This is a genomic window from Iningainema tapete BLCC-T55, assembly GCF_014698965.1.
GTDB classification, from domain to species: Bacteria; Cyanobacteriota; Cyanobacteriia; order Cyanobacteriales; family Nostocaceae; genus Iningainema; species Iningainema tapete.
Genome location: NZ_JACXAE010000048.1, coordinates 83,251 through 105,451 on the forward strand (window position 1 = coordinate 83,251; position 22,201 = coordinate 105,451).

Annotated in this window: 22 protein-coding genes; 11 read left to right on the top strand and 11 right to left on the bottom strand. The window is 41.3% G+C overall.

Translation table 11 applies throughout. The features are described from left to right. Window positions 1–93: 93 nt before the first annotated feature. Together ICL16_RS13085 and dnaK are read right to left on the bottom strand one after the other, a co-directional pair. Window positions 94–1,173, bottom strand: a complete 1,080-nt coding sequence (locus ICL16_RS13085; protein ID WP_190828209.1) for a hypothetical protein — start codon at window positions 1,171–1,173, stop codon at window positions 94–96. Window positions 1,174–1,457: 284 nt separating this feature from the next. Further along, window positions 1,458–3,365 carry a molecular chaperone DnaK gene (dnaK, locus tag ICL16_RS13090; protein ID WP_190828218.1) on the bottom strand — a complete coding sequence of 636 codons (1,908 nt, stop codon included), beginning with the start codon at window positions 3,363–3,365 and terminating at the stop codon, window positions 1,458–1,460. Between the two features lie 351 nt (window positions 3,366–3,716). Here dnaK and dusB point away from each other — a divergent pair, with 351 nt between their 5' ends. Further along, window positions 3,717–4,772 carry a tRNA dihydrouridine synthase DusB gene (gene dusB / locus ICL16_RS13095; protein WP_190828220.1) on the top strand — a complete coding sequence of 352 codons (1,056 nt, stop codon included), beginning with the start codon at window positions 3,717–3,719 and terminating at the stop codon, window positions 4,770–4,772. Window positions 4,773–4,846: 74 nt separating this feature from the next. On the opposite strand, the gene ICL16_RS13100 is transcribed toward dusB, so the two are convergent. Further along, window positions 4,847–6,343, bottom strand: a complete 1,497-nt coding sequence (locus ICL16_RS13100; protein ID WP_190828223.1) for an aminotransferase class I/II-fold pyridoxal phosphate-dependent enzyme — start codon at window positions 6,341–6,343, stop codon at window positions 4,847–4,849. Between the two features lie 147 nt (window positions 6,344–6,490). On the opposite strand from ICL16_RS13100, the gene ICL16_RS13105 reads away from it, so the two are divergent. Then, a complete protein-coding gene (locus tag ICL16_RS13105; protein WP_190828226.1) occupies window positions 6,491–6,661 on the top strand; it encodes a hypothetical protein in 171 nt (56 codons plus the stop codon). A gap of 53 nt (window positions 6,662–6,714) precedes the next feature. Then, a complete protein-coding gene (gene ychF / locus ICL16_RS13110; RefSeq protein WP_190828233.1) occupies window positions 6,715–7,806 on the top strand; it encodes a redox-regulated ATPase YchF in 1,092 nt (363 codons plus the stop codon). Here the strand turns inward: ychF and ICL16_RS13115 are convergent. Then, on the bottom strand, window positions 7,786–7,941 hold the full coding sequence (locus ICL16_RS13115; RefSeq protein ID WP_190828235.1) for a hypothetical protein: 156 nt from the start codon (window positions 7,939–7,941) through the stop codon (window positions 7,786–7,788). The genes ychF and ICL16_RS13115 overlap by 21 nt on opposite strands. A 119-nt stretch (window positions 7,942–8,060) precedes the next feature. Between ICL16_RS13115 and ICL16_RS13120 the strand changes: the two genes are divergently transcribed. The 6 genes from ICL16_RS13120 to ICL16_RS13140 all read left to right on the top strand — a co-directional run bounded on the left by ICL16_RS13120 (window position 8,061) and on the right by ICL16_RS13140 (window position 12,195). Continuing rightward, window positions 8,061–8,249 carry a hypothetical protein gene (locus ICL16_RS13120; protein ID WP_190828237.1) on the top strand — a complete coding sequence of 63 codons (189 nt, stop codon included), beginning with the start codon at window positions 8,061–8,063 and terminating at the stop codon, window positions 8,247–8,249. After that, a complete protein-coding gene (locus ICL16_RS44815; protein ID WP_202895530.1) occupies window positions 8,240–8,341 on the top strand; it encodes a type II toxin-antitoxin system RelE/ParE family toxin in 102 nt (33 codons plus the stop codon). Before ICL16_RS13120 ends, ICL16_RS44815 begins: the two co-directional genes overlap by 10 nt. Before the next feature lie 15 nt (window positions 8,342–8,356). Further along, window positions 8,357–8,554 carry a type II toxin-antitoxin system RelE/ParE family toxin gene (locus tag ICL16_RS47690; RefSeq protein ID WP_420485274.1) on the top strand — a complete coding sequence of 66 codons (198 nt, stop codon included), beginning with the start codon at window positions 8,357–8,359 and terminating at the stop codon, window positions 8,552–8,554. 204 nt (window positions 8,555–8,758) lie between these two features. Continuing rightward, complete coding sequence (locus ICL16_RS13130; protein ID WP_190828239.1) at window positions 8,759–9,655, top strand: hypothetical protein; 897 nt, start codon at window positions 8,759–8,761, stop codon at window positions 9,653–9,655. Window positions 9,656–9,673: 18 nt separating this feature from the next. Continuing rightward, complete coding sequence (locus tag ICL16_RS13135) at window positions 9,674–10,630, top strand: GUN4 domain-containing protein (RefSeq protein ID WP_190828245.1); 957 nt, start codon at window positions 9,674–9,676, stop codon at window positions 10,628–10,630. Window positions 10,631–10,890: 260 nt separating this feature from the next. Further along, the gene (locus tag ICL16_RS13140) at window positions 10,891–12,195 is read left to right on the top strand and encodes a S8 family peptidase (RefSeq protein WP_190828248.1); all 1,305 of its coding nucleotides are present in this window, start codon (window positions 10,891–10,893) and stop codon (window positions 12,193–12,195) included. Between the two features lie 60 nt (window positions 12,196–12,255). On the opposite strand, the gene ICL16_RS13145 is transcribed toward ICL16_RS13140, so the two are convergent. After that, complete coding sequence (locus tag ICL16_RS13145) at window positions 12,256–12,645, bottom strand: hypothetical protein (RefSeq protein ID WP_190828250.1); 390 nt, start codon at window positions 12,643–12,645, stop codon at window positions 12,256–12,258. A gap of 605 nt (window positions 12,646–13,250) precedes the next feature. Here ICL16_RS13145 and ICL16_RS13150 point away from each other — a divergent pair. Beyond that, window positions 13,251–16,910 (top strand): WD40 domain-containing protein, encoded by a 3,660-nt coding sequence (locus tag ICL16_RS13150; RefSeq protein ID WP_238360755.1) that lies wholly within the window; start codon window positions 13,251–13,253, stop codon window positions 16,908–16,910. 91 nt (window positions 16,911–17,001) lie between these two features. Continuing rightward, window positions 17,002–17,895 carry an ion channel gene (locus ICL16_RS13155; protein WP_190828252.1) on the top strand — a complete coding sequence of 298 codons (894 nt, stop codon included), beginning with the start codon at window positions 17,002–17,004 and terminating at the stop codon, window positions 17,893–17,895. On the opposite strand, the gene ICL16_RS13160 is transcribed toward ICL16_RS13155, so the two are convergent. From ICL16_RS13160 to ICL16_RS13180, 6 genes are all read right to left on the bottom strand, one after another. Then, the gene (locus ICL16_RS13160) at window positions 17,892–18,089 is read right to left on the bottom strand and encodes a PIN domain-containing protein (RefSeq protein WP_238360756.1); all 198 of its coding nucleotides are present in this window, start codon (window positions 18,087–18,089) and stop codon (window positions 17,892–17,894) included. The genes ICL16_RS13155 and ICL16_RS13160 overlap by 4 nt on opposite strands. Before the next feature lie 63 nt (window positions 18,090–18,152). Further along, window positions 18,153–18,404, bottom strand: coding sequence for a UPF0175 family protein (locus ICL16_RS13165; protein ID WP_190828255.1), 252 nt, complete (start codon window positions 18,402–18,404; stop codon window positions 18,153–18,155). Next, entirely contained in the window at window positions 18,335–18,565 is a 231-nt protein-coding gene (locus ICL16_RS13170) for a hypothetical protein (protein WP_190828258.1), read from the bottom strand. The genes ICL16_RS13165 and ICL16_RS13170 overlap by 70 nt, the downstream gene beginning before the upstream one ends. After that, entirely contained in the window at window positions 18,562–20,559 is a 1,998-nt protein-coding gene (locus ICL16_RS13175) for a WD40 repeat domain-containing protein (RefSeq protein WP_190828260.1), read from the bottom strand. The genes ICL16_RS13170 and ICL16_RS13175 overlap by 4 nt, the downstream gene beginning before the upstream one ends. Beyond that, on the bottom strand, window positions 20,552–20,860 hold the full coding sequence (locus ICL16_RS47225) for a hypothetical protein (RefSeq protein WP_337906995.1): 309 nt from the start codon (window positions 20,858–20,860) through the stop codon (window positions 20,552–20,554). Before ICL16_RS47225 ends, ICL16_RS13175 begins: the two co-directional genes overlap by 8 nt. Window positions 20,861–20,872: 12 nt before the next feature. Beyond that, a complete protein-coding gene (locus tag ICL16_RS13180) occupies window positions 20,873–22,093 on the bottom strand; it encodes a P-loop domain-containing protein (protein WP_337906996.1) in 1,221 nt (406 codons plus the stop codon). Window positions 22,094–22,201: the final 108 nt, after the last annotated feature.

Consider the following 22,201-nt stretch of genomic DNA (forward strand, 5'->3'; position numbering starts at 1 on the left):
GCATCATACTGAAGATACAATATGACGGTTTTGGGTGTGTATGGGATGAATTATAACTCCTAATTTCTGTAAAGACGCCCCACCGGGGCGTCTCTACGGTTCAACACTTTGCAAATATTGATCTTCTAATTCTGATATTGTTGTTTGCGTATTTAACTGCTGATTATCTAATGAATTATTAATTTGTAAATTTTTAGATGGGGATTTGTTGATACGTTTAAATTTGCTTTCTTTCTCTAACTTTAATATTTTCCCCTTCCATTGCTCTATATGTTCATTTGCTTCTTGATGTAGTGGACGTTCTTTGCTAATTAAACTAGCTTCATTAATTGCCATTTGTAGAGATAATACGTCGTTGTTACTAGCAAGTTCGTTAGCTTGCTGAAGAGAGTAACGATCATCGGCTATATCAATCTGGCTTCTAGTAGTAGCAATGAATTTTTGTGCTTCTTCATAATAGCGATTGGAAATAATCATGCTTGCTTCATGAATTGCTTCTCTAAGATCTTCGATTTTCCCTGAATTTGCAAGCTGACGAGCTTTATTAAGTTGAGCTATGTCTTGAGTTTCTTGTTCTTTATCCCACGAGTTAAGTGTTTCTGTCACTTTGGTAGTTTCAATATGTTTTTTTTCTTGTTGCGCTTTCGGTTCTTCTTTTTTTTCTTTAATATCTTGAATGTAATGTACTAATTCCTGATATTTGGTTGTAGCCCAGAATTCATTCCCTACTCTCAATAGTTTCTTAGCTTCAGTTAATGCTACATAAGAGTTATCTCGTTCATCTTCATCTGTCACGTGATTAGATGCTGTTTTGTAGATATTTTCGGCTTTTGACCAAATGGACTTCCATTGTTTAATTCGGTTATTAGCCAATTGATGAGCTGAAACATTATCCGGAATCATTTTGGCTATATTTACAGCCTTGTCTATGTTTCCTTGCTGAAAAGTATTTTCACCTAAATTTAAAAGTGCTTGGGACCATTGTTCAATCATGCGATCGCTCATCTGACGCTGAGGATGATCTGCTGGTATTGCATTCACCAACTCTATTGCCTTGTACAACTTATCTGCATCTTGCTCAAGAGCAAAGGTTGTCGCACAGTAAAAAACTGTAGCTGTAGAATCTTTTGACCAAAATTCAGAGAGACAGTCAGGAAGTTCGGGCAAATGCATTAATTGAGTTACTCCCCATATTCCTGCCCCACAAGGAAGGGACAGGATAACTGCAATCCAAAGCCACCATTTAATCGGCTGAAACCGTTGAATCTGTTGCATAATGATTAAACACTGGTGTTAGTGAACACTTAACTACTAAAGTTAGTGTTCCCAATGTTTAAGCAAAACAATCCCCATCCAGAATATTTCTGAACGGGGATTTATTGGGCATTGGGTATTGGGTATTGGGGATTGGGTACTGGGTACTACTCCTCCCAATTCCCAATCCATTTTACGTAATATTACTTGGACTCAGTAAAATCAGCATCAATTACATCATCACCACTGGGGGAAGAAGTACCACTACCGCTACCATCAGTGGTATCACCAGGAGCAGCACCGCCACCAGCTTGTTGATAGATGTTGCTGCCAATTGCGAAGAGTGCTTGTTGTAGTTCTGGCATTACCTTCTTGATTTGCTCATCATCTTCTTTAGAGATAGCATCGCGCAAATCTTTCACCAAACCTTCAACTTTAGTCTTGTCAGCATCTTGGACTTTATCGCCCAATTCTTGGATTTGCTTTTCAGCTTGGTAAGCCAAGGAATCGGCTTGGTTCTTACGATCAATCTTCTCGCGACGTTCTTTGTCAGTAGAAGCGTTTTGTTCTGCTTCTCTTACCATCCGCTCAACATCAGATTTATCCAAGGTAGAAGCACCAGTGATGCTGATGGACTGTTCCTTACCAGTACCTTTGTCCTTAGCAGTAACGTTGAGGATACCGTTAGCGTCAATATCAAAGGTTACTTCAATTTGAGGCACACCGCGTGGTGCAGGAGGAATACCATCAAGGCGGAAAGTTCCCAAGCTCTTATTATCGCCAGACATTTCGCGCTCACCTTGGAGGACGTGAATTTCCACGTTGGTTTGACCATCCACAGCGGTAGAGAATACTTCTGACTTCTTGGTAGGAATAGTGGTGTTACGAGGAATAATCTTGGTCATGACACCACCCAAGGTTTCTACACCTAAAGATAGTGGTGTTACATCTAACAACAAGATACCAGTAACATCACCAGCAAGTACACCAGCTTGAATTGCTGCACCAACTGCCACAACTTCATCAGGGTTAACGCTTTGGTTAGGATCTTTACCTAACACCTGCTTTACTACCTGTTGCACTGCGGGAATACGGGTAGAACCACCAACGAGTACGACTTCATCAATATCGCTCTTACTCAACTTGGCATCTCGGAGTGCGTTTTCCACAGGTACGCGACAGCGATCAATTAAGTCGGAGCAGAGTTTTTCAAAATCGGTACGTGTTAGTGTCGTATCTAGGTGCTTAGGACCATCCTGGGTAGCGGTAATAAATGGCAGGTTGATTTCTGCTTGAGTAACGCTAGAAAGTTCAATTTTGGCTTTTTCTGCGGCTTCTGTTAAACGTTGTAAAGCTTGCTTGTCTTTGCGCAGATCAATACCATTTTCTTTTCTGAATTGTTCTGCTAAGTAATCAACGATTTTCTTATCGAAGTCGTCACCACCAAGGTGAGTATCACCTGATGTAGCTAACACTTCAAATACACCGTCGCCTACTTCGAGAATTGAAACGTCAAAAGTACCACCACCAAGGTCAAAAACCAATATGGTTTCGTTGTTTTTCTTGTCAAAGCCGTATGCTAGAGAAGCGGCAGTTGGTTCGTTGATGATCCGCAGTACTTCAATCCCAGCAATTTTACCAGCGTCTTTGGTCGCTTGGCGTTGGGAGTCGTTAAAGTAAGCAGGAACGGTAATTACAGCTTGGGTAACAGGTTCACCGATATATTTGCTGGCGTCTTCAACTAGCTTGCGCAGAACTTGTGCAGAAATTTCTTCTGGGGCAAACTGTTTTTTCAAAGTAGGACAATCTACTTTGACGTTGCCATTGCCGTCACGCAGAACTTTGTAAGAAACTTCTGTAGCTTCGTGGGTAACTTCGTCAAAGCGACGTCCAATGAAGCGTTTTACAGAGTAAAAGGTATTTTCGGGGTTCATTACCGCTTGGCGTTTAGCAATTTGTCCTACCAAGCGATCGCCATTTTTCGCAAAGGCAACTACTGAAGGTGTTGTCCGAAATCCTTCTGCGTTCGCAATAACTGTAGGTTTTCCACCTTCCATTACTGCCACGCAGGAGTTCGTCGTACCTAAGTCAATTCCTACTACTTTTGCCATTGTTAATCCTGGGTCCGTATAACTACAAATGAGTGAGACAATAAGGGCTAATGAATGTACTTACTGGTTTATAAAGCAGCCAGTTCTGCACAAATTCCTTTGGTCTGGCTTTCTGTTATATATACTGAGACTGTATAGCCAGTCCTTGTAGGGTGGTTTTCCGAACCTAGTCGGGACGGTTAGACATTAAAATTTGTTTAGACGATTCATTGATTGATTTGTTTTCTCTGTGTCTAATGTATGAGAATTAATACTCGCGCCTATTGGGGTGAACCGTAACGCTTTTGTGGTGTTTGCCGTCAAGAATTAGGAATAAAATAGAGAAGTTTGTATGCCGCCTACCCGTGATTTATGCTTTCGCTGTCTCCTAATTTCTTTGCTCGACTCTCGACTCCATTAAAAATTGGCAACTTTGAGGTGAAAAGTCGGGTTCTCCAGTCGCCTTTGTCTGGAGTGACTGATATGGTATTTCGTCGTTTGGTGCGTCGCTATGCGCCAGAGTCGATGATGTATACGGAGATGGTGAATGCGACTGGGTTGCACTATGTTAAAAAGTTGCCCAAAATTATGGAGGTAGATCCCAATGAAAGACCAATTAGTATCCAGTTGTTTGACTGTCGTCCAGATTTTCTTGCCGAAGCAGCGGTGAAAGCGGTTGCAGAAGGGGCAGATACTGTTGATATTAATATGGGTTGCCCTGTAAATAAAATTACCAAAAATGGTGGTGGCTCTTCATTGTTGCGTCAGCCGGAAGTGGCAGAGGCAATTGTTAGGGAAGTTGTAAAGGCTGTAAGTGTACCAGTAACAGTGAAAACCCGTATTGGTTGGAACGACAAGGAAATTACTATTCTTGATTTTGCCAAGCGGATGCAGGATGCTGGAGCGCAAATGATTACGGTACACGGACGTACCCGCGCTCAAGGTTACAATGGTAATGCTCGCTGGGAATGGATTGCGCGTGTGAAGGAAATTCTTTCGATCCCGGTGATTGGCAATGGGGATATTTTCTCGGTTGAAGCGGCGGTGAAGTGTTTGGAACAAACTGGTGCTGATGGAGTAATGTGTTCCCGTGGAACTTTGGGTTATCCGTTTTTGGTGGGAGAAGTTGATTATTTCCTCAAAACTGGGAAAGTTTTACCGCCTCCTACTCCTATTCAGCGTTTGGAATGTGCTAGAGAACATTTACAAGCTTTGTATGAATATAAAGGCGATCGCGGTGTGCGTCAAGCACGTAAGCATATGACATGGTATGCTAAAGGCTTCGTTGGTGCTGCTGATTTACGCGGGCAGTTAAGCGTGATTGAAACGGTGCAGCAAGGAGTTGACTTGATCGATCGTGCGATCGAGCAGTTGGCTAATGGTTATGAGTTAGAAGAAGAACCGGAAGCTAACTTGGCTATGGTTTAATAGGGCGCTCCGGATGCCCACCCCACAACAGACAGCACAAGAAGTATTTTGCTGCCAAGAGCAAGCAATACAATTTACACAACTTTTAAAGTTTTAAGGCTAGCATCCGTACACCCACTGATAAATCCACCCATGACTTGGATTTGTCTGAGGTAGTCTAAAGCGGATTTGGTGATGATTTCTCCTGGCATTAAAACGGGAATTCCCGGCGGATAGGGACAGACTATTTCAGCGCAGATGCGATTGCACGTCTTTTCTAAAGGCAATGTTTCTGTTGTGGCAAAAAAAGCTTCACGAGGCGAAATACCCATAGAATGAACCATCATAAACAAATCATCCCACAAAGGCTTCAGTATTTTCAAGTCTTTCCCCTCCCCGTTTACGGGGAGGGGGTTAGGGGGTGGGGTAGCAAGAGTAATAAAAGCTTGCACTAATTGCTCAATATCCTCTTGGGTATTGCCCAAACTAATGATAAAGGTGAGATGTCGAAGCGATGGAAATTCCGCAGTAACACCTAGCTTGTCGTTAAGAATTTCATCGGCGGCAAAGCCAGTTAATCCTAAGCCAGATACTGTGACGGTTAAGCGTGTTTTGTCTAAAGTCATAAAGCTTGAACCCCCCAACCCCCCGATGTTCGGGGGGCTATCTACAACTGATAATCCGGGAATTTGGCTGATACGGGTTCTGGCTTCGTCGGCAAGTTGCAATGTGCGAGACATCAACTCTTTACCGTGTAGTGCCATTTGTTGACGTGCGGCATCTAAGGTAGCTAAAAGTACATAACTGGGGCTGGTAGACTGGACAAGTTGTAAGGCTTTACTGATGCGATCGCGATCTATTCTGTCACCTTGAACGTGCAACATGGATGCCTGTGTCATGGCACTAAGTGTTTTATGGATGGATTGTACGCTTAAATCAGCACCTGCGGCGAGGGCTGAGGTTGGTAGTTCAGGATGAAAGGCGAAGTGTGCGCCGTGTGCTTCATCTACAAGTAAGGGGATGTTGTATTGGTGGGCAAGGGATGCGATCGCACTGACATCTCCACAAATACCGTAGTATGTAGGATAAACCATCATTACTGCTTTGGCGTCTGGATGTTGTTCTAATGCTGCTTTTACGGCGTTGGGTGTGATACTGTGGGCGATGTCTAAAATTGGATCGTATTCTGGATTCACGAAAATTGGGATGGCTCCTGAGAGAATTAAACCTGCTATTGCACTGGAGTGGACGTTGCGCGGCAGAATGATTTTATCTCCTGTGCGACATGTAGCGAGGATTGCTGCTTCTATTCCACAGGTGGAACCGTTGACAAGAAACCAAGTTTGTGCTGCACCGAAGGCTTCGGCTGCTAGTTGTTGGGCTTGGTGAATGACGCCGTTTGGTGCGAAGAGGTTATCTAGTTCTGCTAGTTCTGTTAAGTCGGCGCGAAATACTGCTGAGCCGAAAGTGTCTGCTAGGGGTTGGGAGATTCCTTGTCCCCGTTTATGTCCTGGGGTGTAGAAGGGGGCGTGGGGATGTTGGGTGCAGGTTTTGATGGTGTTGAGTAGGGGTGTTTGGTTTTGGTTGAGCATTTTGAAGAATGTGAACCGCCAAGAACGCCAAGAACGCCAAGGAGGAAGAGGGGATGAGGAGGATGATAGTATAGTCTTTTGGAGGGATGTTCGCAACTGCGGTTGTCTTTTAGGTTAGTAGGGTTGAATGATAAAGTTAGATTGATTATGATTTATCCTACTCCTGGTCCTATTCCTGAGCCTTCGATTCCTAATCCGGAACCGAGTCCATTACCAAGTCCTGAGCCTGTACCGAGTCCGGTTCCTGAACCTGTACCTGCTCCGATTCCTCAGCCTGTACCTGCTCCGATTCCTCAACCGATTCCTCAACCTGTTTGACCTAGCTGAGCTACCATAATTTAGAATCCAAAATCTAAAATCTAAAATCTAAAATGCTACGAGCCGGAATTGTCGGACTCCCCAACGTCGGAAAATCTACCTTATTCAACGCCTTGGTTGCTAACGCCAAAGCTGAAGCTGCTAACTTTCCTTTTTGTACGATTGAACCGAATGTCGGCGTTGTCTCTGTGCCGGATGAACGATTGAATGTTCTATCGAAGATTTCCGGCTCGGCACAAATTATCCCAGCGCGTGTTGAGTTTGTGGATATTGCCGGGTTGGTGAAAGGTGCTAGTCAGGGTGAGGGATTGGGTAATCAATTTTTGTCCCACATCCGCGAAGTTGATGCGATCGTTCATGTGGTGCGTTGTTTTGAAAATGATGATATTATCCACGTTGCTGGTGCGGTTGATCCTGTACAGGATATTGAAACTATCAATTTAGAGCTTGCTTTGGCTGATTTGTCACAAATTGAGCGACGAGTGGAGCGCACTCGCAAACAAGCTCGTACTAGTAAAGATGCACAGTTTGAAGTAGCAGTGTTGGAAAAATTAACGGCTGCGTTGAATGAGGGTAAATCGGTTAGGCAGGTTAGTTTAACAGAAGAAGAAGCCGCAGTGATTAAAGGATTGGGATTGCTCACGGCTAAACCAATTATTTACGCTGCCAATGTATCTGAAGATGATTTGGCGACGGGTAATGCATTTGTGGAAAAAGTTCGGCAAGTTGCTGCCCAAGAAAATGCACAAGTGGTGATAGTTTCTGCTCAAGTGGAATCAGAATTAGTTGAATTACCAGAGGAAGATCGAGCTGATTTCTTGGCATCTTTAGGAGTGGAAGAAGGTGGTTTGAAATCTTTGATTCGCGCTACTTACGAACTATTAGGTTTACGGACTTATTTCACTTCTGGGGAAAAAGAAACCCGTGCTTGGACGATTCACGCAGGTATGTCAGCCCCACAAGCAGCAGGTGTAATTCACAGTGATTTTGAACGCGGATTTATTCGTGCCGAAACTGTTGCTTACAATGATTTAGTCACGGCAGGCTCAATGAATGGTGCGAAAGAAAAAGGATTAGTTCGCTCTGAAGGCAAAGAATATATCGTCAAGGAAGGCGATGTAATGTTATTCCGCTTCAACGTGTAGAGTGCCACCTCTGTCTCCCCCTCGTTCCCAGCCTCCGGCTGGGAATGCCATCTTGGCGGCTCCGCCTCCACAGTTATTAGTCGAGGCAGAGCCTCTGACACGACGTTCCCACGCCGAGTGTGGGAACGAGAGCAAAACCTGAATTTCAGGATCAAATCCTTCAAACTCGATTACGATGGAACTACGGTTAAAATCGACTTAAGCGCCGATAAACTCCCTGCGCTTTGTAAAATTTAACCAAGCAAGGCTCAATTATGGCAGATACTACTGTAAAATCTAAAGTGATTAAGGCAATGGAAGAAATGCCGCAAGACTTTACTTTTGAGGAAGTGATGGAGCGTCTTTATTTCCTATACAAAATCGATCAAGGCTTAAAGCAAGTCGAGGTTGGTAATACCATGTCACACGAAGAAGCCAAAAAACGGATGAAGACATGGCGTTAGTAAATTGGACTTCTCAGGTTTTAGATGATTTAGAAGCAATTGGTGATTTTATAGCAAGAGACTCACCCTCGTTTGCTCAGTTATTTGTATAACGAGCATTTCAAGCAATAGAACGTCTAGAAAAGTTTCCTCACTCAGGGCGTGTAGTACCAGAAATCAGTCAAGAAGATATTCGAGAGATTATCTTTGGCAGCTATCGTATTGTGTATCTGGTGGTAAGCAATGATGAGGTAAATATTCTCACTGTGTTTCATTCATCAAGGCAGCTCAAGTTTTCTGATGTACAAAGTCAACTTGATGACTAAAAATTACACAACAGGCTTAGTTTACGGCGAAAGAAAAGATTATCTTGTGAAGAAACGCAACATAAAGATATTGCGGTTTAACAAGTAATACAACCGTAATTATACTGCTTTTTTAAGTAATATAGTTTTCCTCGACACTCCTGAACAGGGGTGTTATTTTTGTGAGTATGTGCCGTCAGTTTAGCGGTAAAGGGATGCTCAGAAATGTTGGGATGGATATTTGGTGGTTTTGTGAAAAAATTGGAGCGTGCAGCGAAGGAGGTTTCGCAGGATTTTTTGAAATCTAGTAGCAAAGAGATAGGTTACTTGTTTGATACAAAACTCTACCCTTTAGCTGACAAGCTAGATTATATAACTGAAGAACGCATTAAACAAGCCATAGAAGGAACTGAGAAATTAGAAAGTAAGGTGAAAGCCGATCTTGAGTTTCTACTGGATAAAGCTGATGATAAAGTGAAGCATAACCTGGAAAAAATAGATGAAGTACGTGAAGAAGCACTAAGAGATTTAAGAGAAACCATAGGTCAAACTGATGCTTATTTGGAAAACAGAATTAATCAAATTTCACTTGTAGTAATGGCTGCTTTACACTCTACTCAAGAAATAACTAAAAATAGTTTGGTAGAAATCCATGTTTTAGAGGATAAGTTATTTCAAGATGCCAATCTGATAGTTGATAAGATAGACGTAATTATAGATGGAAAGCTAGAACTGATTCGGAATGAATTTAAAAAGCATTTATCTCATGCATTGCCAAATCCCTTTGATGATTGTAGACGGAAGCTGAAAATAGGATTTAAGCCTGGTGGTATGCTTTCTGACATTGAACTTTATGAATTAAGCGAGTGCTATGAACTGAGTAAGTTAAACGAAAATACTCCAATTGATGAGGTACTAAAGATTTATGGACAACTTCAACAAAATGCAGCAATGATGGCTGCTTTAGTAAAAAAGGCTCCTGAATTGAAAAGAAGGGCTATTGAAGACTGGCTCAAGTATGGTTTACTTTGTGAGTTCTGGCGCGACACAATGAAAAATTATGATGTTAAAGATACTCTGGTGCTAGATAAGCCTGTACAGAAATTATTGAAAGGTAAATAAAATTTATAGAGGTTGATTATGAATAAAGCAGGTGCTAATGACTGGAAAACTCCACTTGGTTACTATGAAATGTCAATAGAAGAACTAAGACGTACACGCGAAGAGTTACAGGAAGAATTAGCAAATTTTAAAGCTACTTACAAACCAAGTATAGAAACGAGTCTCTACAGTTTTCAAACAGAAATACAGACATTGAAATCTGAGCTTAAAATTACACAAGAACGGCTGGCAACTACTGAAAAAAGTGTAAAAGAAGCAAGAGACAGGTTAGCTGATGCAGAGACGGCGGCTCATGCTACTCAAATAGAACTACAAGCTATGAAAGAAATTATGACTAATGAACAAACCACAAACTCTCAAATTCTTGAAGGGATAGCACAATTAAAGGAACAATTATCTCAATTGCCGCAGATTCAACAAAAGCCAACCACTGATGAAAATAATTTGCAAAGACAAATCCTACACTCTTTGTCAAATTTGCAGTTACAGTTTTCTAAATTAGAAGCAAAATTGACCATTGTTTCCCCATCTTCGGGTTTTGACTACTCGAAATTGCAAGAACTGTTAGCAGAAAACAAGTGGAATGAAGCTGACATAGAAACCTATGCTTGTATGCTCAGGGTATGTGAGCGAGAAGAAGAACGCTGGTTAGACGATAAAGACATTAAACGGTTTTCTCGTCAAGACCTTCGTATTATTGAGAATCTTTGGATAAAATATAGTGATGGAAAATTTGGTTTCAGCGCCCAAAAGCGTACCTGGCTAGATGCTAAGGAAGACTACAAGCGTTTTGGCGATCGCGTCGGATGGTTAGAGAATCTTGTCAATAGTGAGTGGCGTAAATATGAGGATTATATCTTTAGCTTAAGCGCTCCTGAAGGACACCTTCCATCCACAGTTCGGGTACTGGGTTTGGGTTGTGGAAACGTAGGATGGCTTCAACACCGACTAAAGATTTTTTTATCACGATACTAAGTAGGTTGGCATCAATAAATTCACTCAGATTCCCGACTTCTTTAAGTCGGGGATCTTGTTGTTTACCTATAGTATCTCATAAACATTTTGAGAAAAATATTATTTTCCTAATTAAATTTGTAAATTTATGATCAACTTTCGGAACTAGAAAATAGTAATTATTAACTAAGGTAAACCCAACCATAAATTAAAACATGCTGAGAGCACGTTTTAACAAATTGTGTTGTCAAAAAAAGTTGTAATTTGAGGAGAAACTACTCATGCCCATAAATACTACTAGTACCAATTTAAACGAAATAGGGCTAAATATTTCTTCTCTCTCCTCACCAAATTGCTCTAATTATAACAATGACTACAGCTTAAATTTGACTAGTCATAGTAGCTTTAACCCAATCATCAACAGTCTAGATAGTAGTAATGACTTAGTAACTGAAACTTATACTACTACTACATCTCAAAATGATAATTTCATTTTAGGTAATAGCTACTATAATAGTCAAGGCACTTACAACCGCACTTCTGGCTATGGCTTCGTAAATGCCGCCGCCGCAGTAGCTAGAGCCGCAGGACAAAATACCTTTACTGATGTTCCCAACTTAGGCGGGAATAATTGGGGAGCCGATCAAGTAAAAGCACCAGAAGCTTGGGCACAAGGATATACCGGTAAGGGTGTCGTAGTCGCTGTTGTAGATTCAGGAGTTGACTATAATCATGAAGACTTAAATGACAACGTTTGGACGAATACTAAAGAAATTGCTGGTAACAATATAGATGATGATAGCAATGGTTATATTGACGATATTCACGGTTGGAACTTTGTTAACAATAATAATGATGCGATCGACAGAAGTAAAACTGGTCATGGCACTCACGTCGCTGGTACAATTGCTGGAGAAAACAATGACATAGGTGTTACTGGCATTGCTTATGATGCTCAAATTATGCCAGTCAAAGTTTTAGACGATCAAGGTACAGGCACCTATAGTTCCATCGCTAAAGGTATTACTTATGCTGCAGATAATGGCGCAAATGTGATTAACCTTAGCCTGGGTGGTTCTTATCCCAACGCTGCTTTAGAGGCAGCAATTGAATATGCTAGTAGCAAAGGTGCGATTGTTGTGATGGCAGCTGGCAATAATAGTGGCGCAGCACCAATCTATCCTGCTCGTTATGCCAACAATCATGGACTTGCAGTTGGTGCAGTCGATCAAGATGGGAATATGGCTAAGTTCTCTAACCAAGCAGGATCTAATCCACTTCCTTATGTTACCGCCCCTGGTGTAAATATCTATTCCACAATTCCAGGGAATAAGTATACTTCCTACAATGGCACATCAATGGCAGCTCCTCACGTTAGTGGTGTAGTTGCTCTGATGCTCAGCGCTAACAATAACCTAACTGATGCCCAAGTACGTCAGATTGTCACAGAAACCGCCGGAGATGGTACACAAATGGCAAGCTATAGTTATACAACAGAACAAAACAGTATGTTTGTAGGTTCAAATTTATACTCTCAATCCTGGAGCAATGAAGATGATTACTACAACATTAGTCAACGAATCTAAACAGAAAGCCGAAAGTGCTTTTATTTGGCAGCTTTCAAAGTTTAATTTAAACACGGTATCTTAATTCTTTTTGTCCCGTAGTCTCCATCCAATCCAATTTTCCAAGATTTGTTCGTATATTTGTTGAATTTCTTCTAGTTCTTTTCTATTTAAGTGGTAACGATAACTAGTATGTCCACCTAGTTCAACAATGGTTTCGTAACTGCCCTTTTTACTACGAGTAAAAAATTCTCCATGTTGAGTTACCGACAAAGACTCAATCAGCAGAAAGCTCATGTGCGAAAATACCGAAGGCAACTCTATTAAACCAGATTGCTGCTCACCAATGTGAAGATTTCTTTGCTCTTGCAGTCTGACAACGGACGGCGTATCTCCTATCTTCAACTGGATTTTAATCCCATCAGAACCACTGAAAAACTCAGGAAATTGTGAACGTGAGAAGGTTGTCATATCCATTGCTCCGTTTTTATTGACCGTTAATCACGACTGCAATTACTCAACAAAGGTGACACAAAGCTGCAAACTACAAATTTTTCTTGGAAACACGATTATTACTACTTACCTCACATATAGATAACTTACCTCTAATATAGATATATTTTTGAGGAAGTGCAAGCAAAAGTTTTAATTTTTTCTAAGATTTTGTAAAGTATTTTAGCTTTTGTAGACATTACTATCTCACATTGCTAGAATTAAGTTGTCATGTTTTATACAAAAAATATTGGGAGAGATTAATTAAGTAAAAAGACAATAATTGAGCTTTTTGGTCAATCTACATCATTTCTTCCAACAGATTCACTTAGAAAAACTTAAATACCTTTTTTATCAGTCATATTCAGTAAATTTGTGGCTTCAGCGATATTCTCGCGGTAAATTAAGCTGAAGCAAAGATTTTGTGCGTGTAGTCTATTGCCTTACTTAGTTCGAGCGTCAAATATGCTTTCTCACGTGTGTGTGTCAGTAAAATCAATGGAAAAATAAAAAAGTTCACAAGACAGTTAACCATGTGAGCGCGGGATACGGTTTTCTTGGCTATTCAGCCGTGCTATAAAGAAATGTCTCACATACTAATATGTTATGTGGAGCAAGGTGAAATGGATAACGCTGCTAATATGTCTCAACTTCCAGAAAGTTTCATCACAGAAGTAGCAGCCAAGAATGGTGTTACTACAACAGAGCTAGATGCTTTGCTGCTGGCATTACAAGACTACTCAGGTATCGAGATATCCGCTAAGTTAGAAATTTCCCAAGCAGCGGTGAGAAAAAGACTAGGAGAAAGCTACCGTAAATTTGGCATAGAAGGTAGTAGTAATAAAAAACTTACTAACCTCAAGCAAAGGCTAATAGCGCAATATCAAGCAGGTACAGCAATTAGCAAAACGCTACATGAAGATTGGGGAGAAGCAGTTGATGTGGAAGGTTTTTCGGGTAGAGAAAAAGAGATTTCGGAGTTAGAACAGTGGATAGTGGGCGATAGTTCTGTTCGCTGTCGGTTGGTAACAGTGTTAGGCATTGGCGGTATTGGCAAATCAGTACTGGCAGCACGGGTTGCCAAAAAACTACAAACACATTTTCATTATCTAATTTGGCGATCGCTCAGTAATGCTCCTCCAATCAGCACTCTACTCACACAGTTACTACAATTCTTACCTAAAGATGCTGAACCTGAATTGCCAGACAACGATAACAGCAAAATACTTCGACTGATGGAAGTGTTGAGAAAACACCGTTGTTTGATCATTTTAGACAAGGTAGAAACAGTACTGCGTAGTGGAGAAGGCAAACCTTACGAAAGAGCCGGAGAGTATCAACCAGGATATGAGAATTACGGCTATTTATTTAAAAAAGTAGCAGAAGCGGCACACCAAAGTTGTCTAATGCTAGCTAGCCGAGAAAAGCCCAAGCAAGTAGCATTGCTAGAAGGGAAAAACCTGCCAGTAAAGGTATTACATCTGCGGGGACTAAATCTAGAAGAAGCTAGAATAATGCTGCAAGATAAAGGATTTTCTTGTTCAGATGCTCAACTGTGTGAACTAGTAGAACGATATTCGGGCAACCCCTTAGCTTTAAAGATTGTCGCTACCACAATTTACGACTTATTTGGCAATAATGTTGGTGAATTTTTAAACCAAATTCAGCAAGAGACAGCAGTCTACGGCGAAATTAGGACTCTTATAGAGCAGCAGTTTAATCGCTTGTCAGAGTTAGAAAAACAACTAATGTACTGGTTAGCAATTCATCGCGATTATGTTTCTCTCAAAGAACTTAAAGATAATTTAATCACCCCAGAAAGAGCAACCACGGTATTGGAAGCTGTGGAGTCTCTATTACGGCGAAGTCTGATTGAAAAAGAAGCAGATTCCAGTAGGTTTCGGTCTTCATCGGTGGTGATAGAGTATGTCACAGAGAAATTTGTTGAACAGGCTTATCAAGAAATTTACCTTGGAACAACCTTGGAATTTGTGAATACATATCCTTTGATGAAGGCGCGATCGCTTGATTACATCCGCAAATCACAAGAGCGATTAATTCTCGAACCAGTTAAGAATAAGCTACTTAGTGTTTTTGGTAAAGAACTAGAATCCAAGCTACGCAGAATGCTTGCCAATTTACAACAACAGCCCTTACTTAAAAAAGGATATGCTGCTGGTAACTTAATTAATTTACTGCGTCAACTGCAAATTAGTCAATCACAAATAGATTTGAGTGGACGGGATTTTTCTCACCTAACTATTCGTCAAGCCTATCTCAAAGATGTCAATTTACAAAAAACTAGCTTAAATTTCGCCGACTTGACTGGCTCTGTATTTACTGAAACTATGTCAAGTTTAGTCACGGTTGAATTTAGTCCAGATGGCTTTTTATTTGCTACAGGTGTAATTAATGGAGAAATTCGTCTGTGGCGAACTTCAGATTCTCAACAACTGCGCGTATATAAAGGTCATAGTGTATGGGTTTGGACAATTGCTTTTAGTCCAGATAGCCAACTTCTTGCAAGTGGCAGTGCAGATTACACAATCAAAATTTGGAATTTATCTACAGGAGAATGTCTCAATACACTTAAAGAACATACAGGTAAAGTATACTGCGTTGCTTTTAGCCCAGACGGTTCTATTTTGGCAAGTGCTAGTGAAGATCAAACCATTAAACTTTGGGATGTGAACACGGGAAATTGCTTAACCACCCTTTATGGTCATAACGATCAGGTTTTTTCCGTTATTTTTAGTTCACAGTCCCTCTTAGCTAGTAGTAGCGCCGACGGCACAATTAAGCTATGGGATATTAACACCTGTGTTTACTGGAAAACTTTAAAGGGGCATAATGGTGAAGTTTATTCTGTTGGTTTTAGTCCCAATGGACAAATACTAGCTAGTAGCAGTGAAGATACAACTGTTAAACTGTGGGATATTTCTACCGGAAATTGCAGGAAAACACTTGTTGGACATAGTAAAAAAGTTTACGAGGTAATTTTTAATCCCAATGGAAAAATCCTTGCTAGTTGCAGTGAAGACCGGACAATTAAGTTATGGAACATGGACACAAGTGAATGTCTACTCACTTTAACAGGGCATAATAGTCAGGTGTGGGCGATCGCCTTCAGTCCGGATGGACGCACATTACTTAGTAGCAGTGACGACCAAACAGCAAGACTTTGGGACGTGGCAACAGGCAATCCGCTCAATGTATTACAAGGTTATACTCGTTGTGTCTACTCAGTAGCCTTTAGTCAAGACAGACAACTTCTTGCCAGTGGTAGTGATGACGAAACAATCAGACTTTGGGATTGGCGTACTTGTGTTTGCTACACAATAGGAGAAAATCTTGGACGTATTCGTTCTGTAGCTTTTAGTCCTGATGGTAAAATTCTCGCTAGTGGCGGTGCTGACAACACCATCAAACTCTGGGATATTCGAGATATTAGCTTCACCAAATGCAAAACGACATTAACAGGACATACAAACTGGGTGTGGACAGTAGTTTTTAGTCCTGATGGGCAAACCCTTGCAAGTTGTAGCGAAGATCGGACTATTCGAGTATGGGATATTCATACAGGAGAATGCCTTAAAGTTCTAGTAGGACATAGCCACTGGGTTTGTTCTGTAGCTTTTAGTCCTCAAGGCAATATGCTTGCTAGTGGTGGAGCTGATAGTACAGTCAAGCTTTGGAATATTCAGACAGAGAAATGTATTCAAACTTTTGTAGACCACAAAAACTTAGTTTGGTCAGTAGCATTTAGTACTGATGGAAAAATTCTCGCCAGTGGTAGCGAAGACCAAACCGTTAAACTACGGAATCTTAGCACAGGTGAATCTCAAAATTTAGAGGGGCATAGTCAACAAGTATACTCAGTAGCATTTAGTCCTGATGGACAAACTCTTGCCACTGGTAGTGGCGATGCTACCGTTAAGCTGTGGAAAGTTAGTACAGGTGAGTTTTTAGACTCTCTCACACGGGGACACACAGGGGCAATTCGTTCCGTGGCGTTTAGTGCTGATGGTAAGCTACTTGCTAGTGGTAGTGAAGATGAAAATATTCAGCTTTGGGATGTACAAAAGTGTACTAGATGGCGTCAACTTCATTCTGATCGACTTTACGAAGGTATGGAAATTACTGGCGTTACTGGTTTAACCGATGCCGAGAAAGCTTCTTTAAAGGCATTGGGTGCAGTTGAACGAGGTGAGCGCTCGCCCAAGGGACAATTGACTCCAAGCTGATTACACATGAGAGAAAATTTTATCAGTCTCTAATCACATAATTAAGATAAATTGCTTATTCTGGGTTACTTCTACCATAACTTTACATTTAATGAAAAGAATCCGTCGTAAAGCTCCACCGCCACCCCTGATTATGAACCGGGATGGAGGCTTCAACGTAGTCAGAAAAGGTACACCAAAATTCCACTGGGGTGACTTGTACCATTTGCTACTCACTCTTTCCTGGCCCAAGTTCTTGGCACTCGTATGTTCAGGGTACTTCATTACTAATGCCCTATTTGCCCTAGCATACATCGCAGCAGGCGATGGCATTGCCAACGCACGCCCAGGTAACTTCCTTGATGCCTTTTTTTTCAGTGTTCAAACTATGGCAACTATTGGCTACGGAGCAATGTATCCCAAAACAGCTTATGCCAATGCCCTAGTCACAGCCGAAGCACTGTTAGGACTTTTGGGAGTAGCGATGGCGACTGGACTCATGTTTGCCCGATTTTCCATTCCCAGAGCGCGAGTACTGTTTAGTCGTGTGGCAGTAATTACTCCTTATAATGGAATGCCAACATTAATGTTTCGGGTAGGTAACGAGCGGGAAAACTGGATTTTAGAAGCACAACTCAATGTTACTTTGGTGCGTAGCGAAATTACTCTAGAAAAAGAGGCAATGCGGCGCTTTTTCGACTTACAACTAGTGCGCAAACACTCACCACTTTTCGCTCTCACTTGGACAGTAATGCATACGATTGACGAGAGTAGTCCACTTTATGGCTTGACACCAGAAATGATGCTTGAAGATAACATGGAAATAGTGGTGACTTTTACTGGTTTGGATGAAACAGTTTCCCAAACTATCCATGCTCGTCATTCGTATATCTCAGAAGAAATTTTCCTCAATATGCGATTTGTAGATATCTTATCAAGAACAAAAGACGGTAGACGCTGTATCGACTTCTCCCGCTTTCATGATATTATGCCATTGGATAATTAAATTTCTCCAACATCCCGTAGCACTGCATCAATGAGGCTAGGTCGAATATAAATTCCATTGGTGTATAACTGCTCAATATATACTTTAATCTCAACAATCAAGCCTGCTTTTTTTGCCTTACGCAAAATGCCAAGAGTACCTATCCGGCGAATTCCTAAGCGTTCTGCAACCCGTCGTGCTTGAGCATCATCCAAAGTTCCAGTTGCGCGATAATTGACAAGGAGATGAGGGGGCTGCTATCGGCAATAATGACAGAGTTAATCATCACGCAATTCGTCGGCAATTTGGTCATCATCTAGGTTGATAACCGGGATTTGTAAACGCCCTAGTTCGTACATGAATTGGGGTTTGTTCATACTGCAAAAAGCGGCGGCTTTACCAAGCGATAGTCGGCGTAGCTCAAATAGTTTGACTGCAAGCAAAAATTTGAGTTCTACTTCTAATGCTTGGGGTGATTTGCCGGAGGTAATAAGTAAGTCATCGGGATAATGAAGGGATAGGATGTGCATGGTTCGCCTACAATAGTGAAGTAACCCCGGTTATAGCGGTGGAGAAAGTCGGTGATGGCGGCGAAGACAAATTCACGACCAACAAAATTATCGCTCTTTTCTCGAATGACTTGCTGAAACTCTGTTAGGTTTTGAGTAGGAGATCGTGGTGGGGTGTTCATAATTCGTTGCTGTTCTCCAACTGCCAAAAATGTACCCCCCCTGAACTATCCCCTGCAACAATTGTTACACCATCTGGTGCAACAGCACAGCAAAGTAACGGATGCTCTCCAGTAAAAGTAGCAAGAACCTCTCCGCTTTCTAAATTCCAGACTTTGAGAGTATTGTCTCTTGAACCAGAAATCACCTGCTTGCCATCCGGGGTAATGGCGATTGCAAAAACCAAGTGGCGGTGACCGATGAGGGTACACACCTCTGTTGCCGTTTGCAGATTCCAGACTTTGAGAGTGTTATCACCTGAACCAGAAATCACCTGCTTGCCATCGGGGGTGACGGCAACGGCAAAAACCGCATCGCGATGACCAGTGAGAGTACACACTTCTATTGCCGTTTCTAGGTTCCAAATTTTGAGAGTCTTGTCCCATGAACCAGAAATTACATACTTGCTATCTGGGGTGACGGTGACAGCAAAAACCGCGTCGCGATGACCAGTAAGAGTACATAGGAGGTGTGTACTTTCCCGATTCCAGATTTTGAGAGTATTGTCTCTTGAACCAGAAATCACCAGCTTGCCATCGGAGGTGACAGTGAGTGCATTAACCGAGTTGCTATGAGCTTTTAGGCTACAAACTTCCTTTGCATGAAAATTCCAAACTTTGAGAGTCTTGTCCCATGAACCAGAAATCATCTGCTTGCCAAACTCATTTGAAAATGCTTCACGAACGGGAATGAGGGCAACTGCATAAACCGAGTTGCTATGACCAGTGAGAGTACAAACCTCCTGTAAACTTTCCAGATTCCACACTTTAAGAGTTTTGTCACCTGAACCAGAAATCACCTGCTTACCATCCGGAGTAACGGCAACTGCATTAACCGAGTCGCTATGACCAGTAAGAGTATACACCTCATGTCCAGTTTCCAAATTCCAAATTTTGAGAGTTTTGTCTCTTGAACCAGAAATCACCTGCTTACCATCCGGAGTAACGGCAACTGCATTAACCGAGTCGCTATGACCAGTAAGAGTACACACCTCATATCCAGTTTCCAAATTCCAAATTTTGAGAGTTTTGTCCCATGAACCAGAAATTACCTGCTTACCATCCGGAGTAACGGTAACTGTATAAACTGAATTGCTATGACCTTTGAGGGTACAGGCTTCCTGTACACTCTCCAGATTCCAGATTTTGAGCGTGTTATCACCTGAACCAGAAATTACCTGTTTGCCATTCGGGGTGACGGCGATTGCATTAATCCAGTCGTGATGACCACTAAGGGTACAGACCTCCTGTGCCGTTTCCAGATCCCAGACTTTGAGAGTATTGTCTCTTGAACCAGAAATTATCTGCTTGCCATCCGGAGTGACGGCAACTGCAATAACCCAGCCGCAATGACCAGTGAGAGTAAAAACCTCCTGCGCCGTTTCCAGATTCCAAACTTTAAGCGTGTTGTCACCTGAACCAGAAATCACCTGCCTGCCATCGGGGGTGACGACGACTGCATTAACAACCGAGTAGCTATGACCTGTGAAGGTGCGTAACAAACGTCCACCGGGAGGAGTTAAGCTAGGTGTTAACAAACGTAACCAAGGAGTTTTAATTTGCTTTGTCTGATTAAGCATTGCCTGAATTTCTGGCAATTTAAAAGATAGCAAACGACCCCATAATTGTTCTGCTAGCTGCGTCCTATCCTGACATAAAATATGTGCTGACAGTAGCAGTGCTCCTTGAATTAATTTCAGCGCTTTTACCTTTTCCTGGTTGTAGTCTGGATTATTTTCTACCTCCGGGTGATTAATCAAATCATAATCAGTAATCAGCGCATCTACTCCATAGTTAGGATGCTGAGTTTTTTCTACTAGATAGTCAAAACTAGTTAAAAGTTGAAAATACTTCTTTAAATGACCAGGTTTATTTGACTTAACTAAATTAGGTAATGCCGTTAGACGAGCGCGTTGATAGGCAGGGCTTTTTGCTACTGAATGAGGTAATTTATTCATCTTCACCTAAATATACCGAGTCAGCAATGCGTTGATTTACATCCTCAAATAATTTACGAGTAGATTTTAATTCCCGTTTTGCTTTGAGGAAGTCAAGAAAACTAGCGTGGTAAATGCTGTAGCAGATTTCTCCTTCTATTTCTTGTGCTTTCAAATACTCAACCCACTCATCCAAAACAGATTGCACATCATATTCATCTTTATCAGCAATGTTGGCAATCATCTCACAGGGAATTGGCGTACCAATTTCGACTAAGATAAACAGGATAATTACCTTTGCTTCCTGGGGTGTTTTATTCATCCCCATCCGCTCTCAATGTTGTTGATAGTAGTCTTCTAGACCATCTGGCAATTGGTTTAAAGTCAGGTCTTGATAGAAACCGCGAGCAATTCCTGGTAAAATATAGCGCAGGTACATAAAATTGTTTTCACTTTTGGCTGCGACCTGCTCAACAAACGTTTCAGTAAAAATATTACGGTCTTGTATCCACTTACGCAAAGCTAATTTATGCTCTGGATCGTTATTCAGAAATAAGCGAATATACTCTTTCACATCATCACGGCTGAAATCTACATACTGACTTGCCCTTAAATCAAACTCCTCCACCGGAACACCAGGAGACACATACAACCTTTTTGTTTCTTGAGTATAAGGTCGTCTGGTTAGTAGGAAATAAACATGCTCAGGAAGCGTAGTAGGTAAATACAATAGATTATCGCCTGATTTCTGTTCTTGCTCTACTTCATCAAGTGCATCAACCACAATCACCAAACGTTGATTAGGAAGAAGTTTTTTGCTCACTTTCTCAAGTAAAGTTGGTAAATCAGATTTTTCCGAATTCTGTAACTGGTAACGCTTAATCAATTGTTGTCGAATACTTTCCAAAAACTGTTCAGGTCGATTGCGTCCCTCAGCACGAATATTGAAATAGCACGGAGATTTGTAGTCAAAAACGTATTTAGCAGAAATGGCACTTTTTCCCATCCCCGCATCCCCTACTACAATAAAGTAACCGTTGGAGTTATTTTTAAGAAATTGAGCAAAAGCTTCAAAAACAAATCTGCGTCCACAAAATGCCCGGATTTTTTCTTTGATTAATGGTTTAAACTCCTGTGAATACTCATCCATATTCCAGTCTGGATAAGGCTGAAATTCTAATGATTTAGTGCGTTGGGCTACGCTGATAAAAACTTTTCCAAACTCTTCTAGCTCCGGATGAATGTCAATTCCTGCTGCTCGGATATCATCCCCTAATGTATTCCAATCCGTAAATGTTTCTACTTCTTTGAGAAATCCTAAAGGATTATTAGAAGAATAAGCTTGCCAAAAAGCATTTTTAATCTCTTTTTCTCGAAAAAGTTTAAGAATAGGCTCAGGCTTATATACCCCATACTCTACTAAAGCATAAGCATAAACACCATCAACATCTTTTGGGGGTTGTACTGGATCAAGCTTTAAATCCTTTAATATTTTGATGACAGTTTCATTACGCTGCGCTTGATTAATAACTAGGGTAGCAGAACGCGCAATCATGTATCGCACTAATTACCTTATGGATGTCAACCATTTTTGTTGGGGAGGAGTTATTTTACACTTAGACTATATGTAAGCTTCTACTTCATTATCTTGCTTTTCGGATAG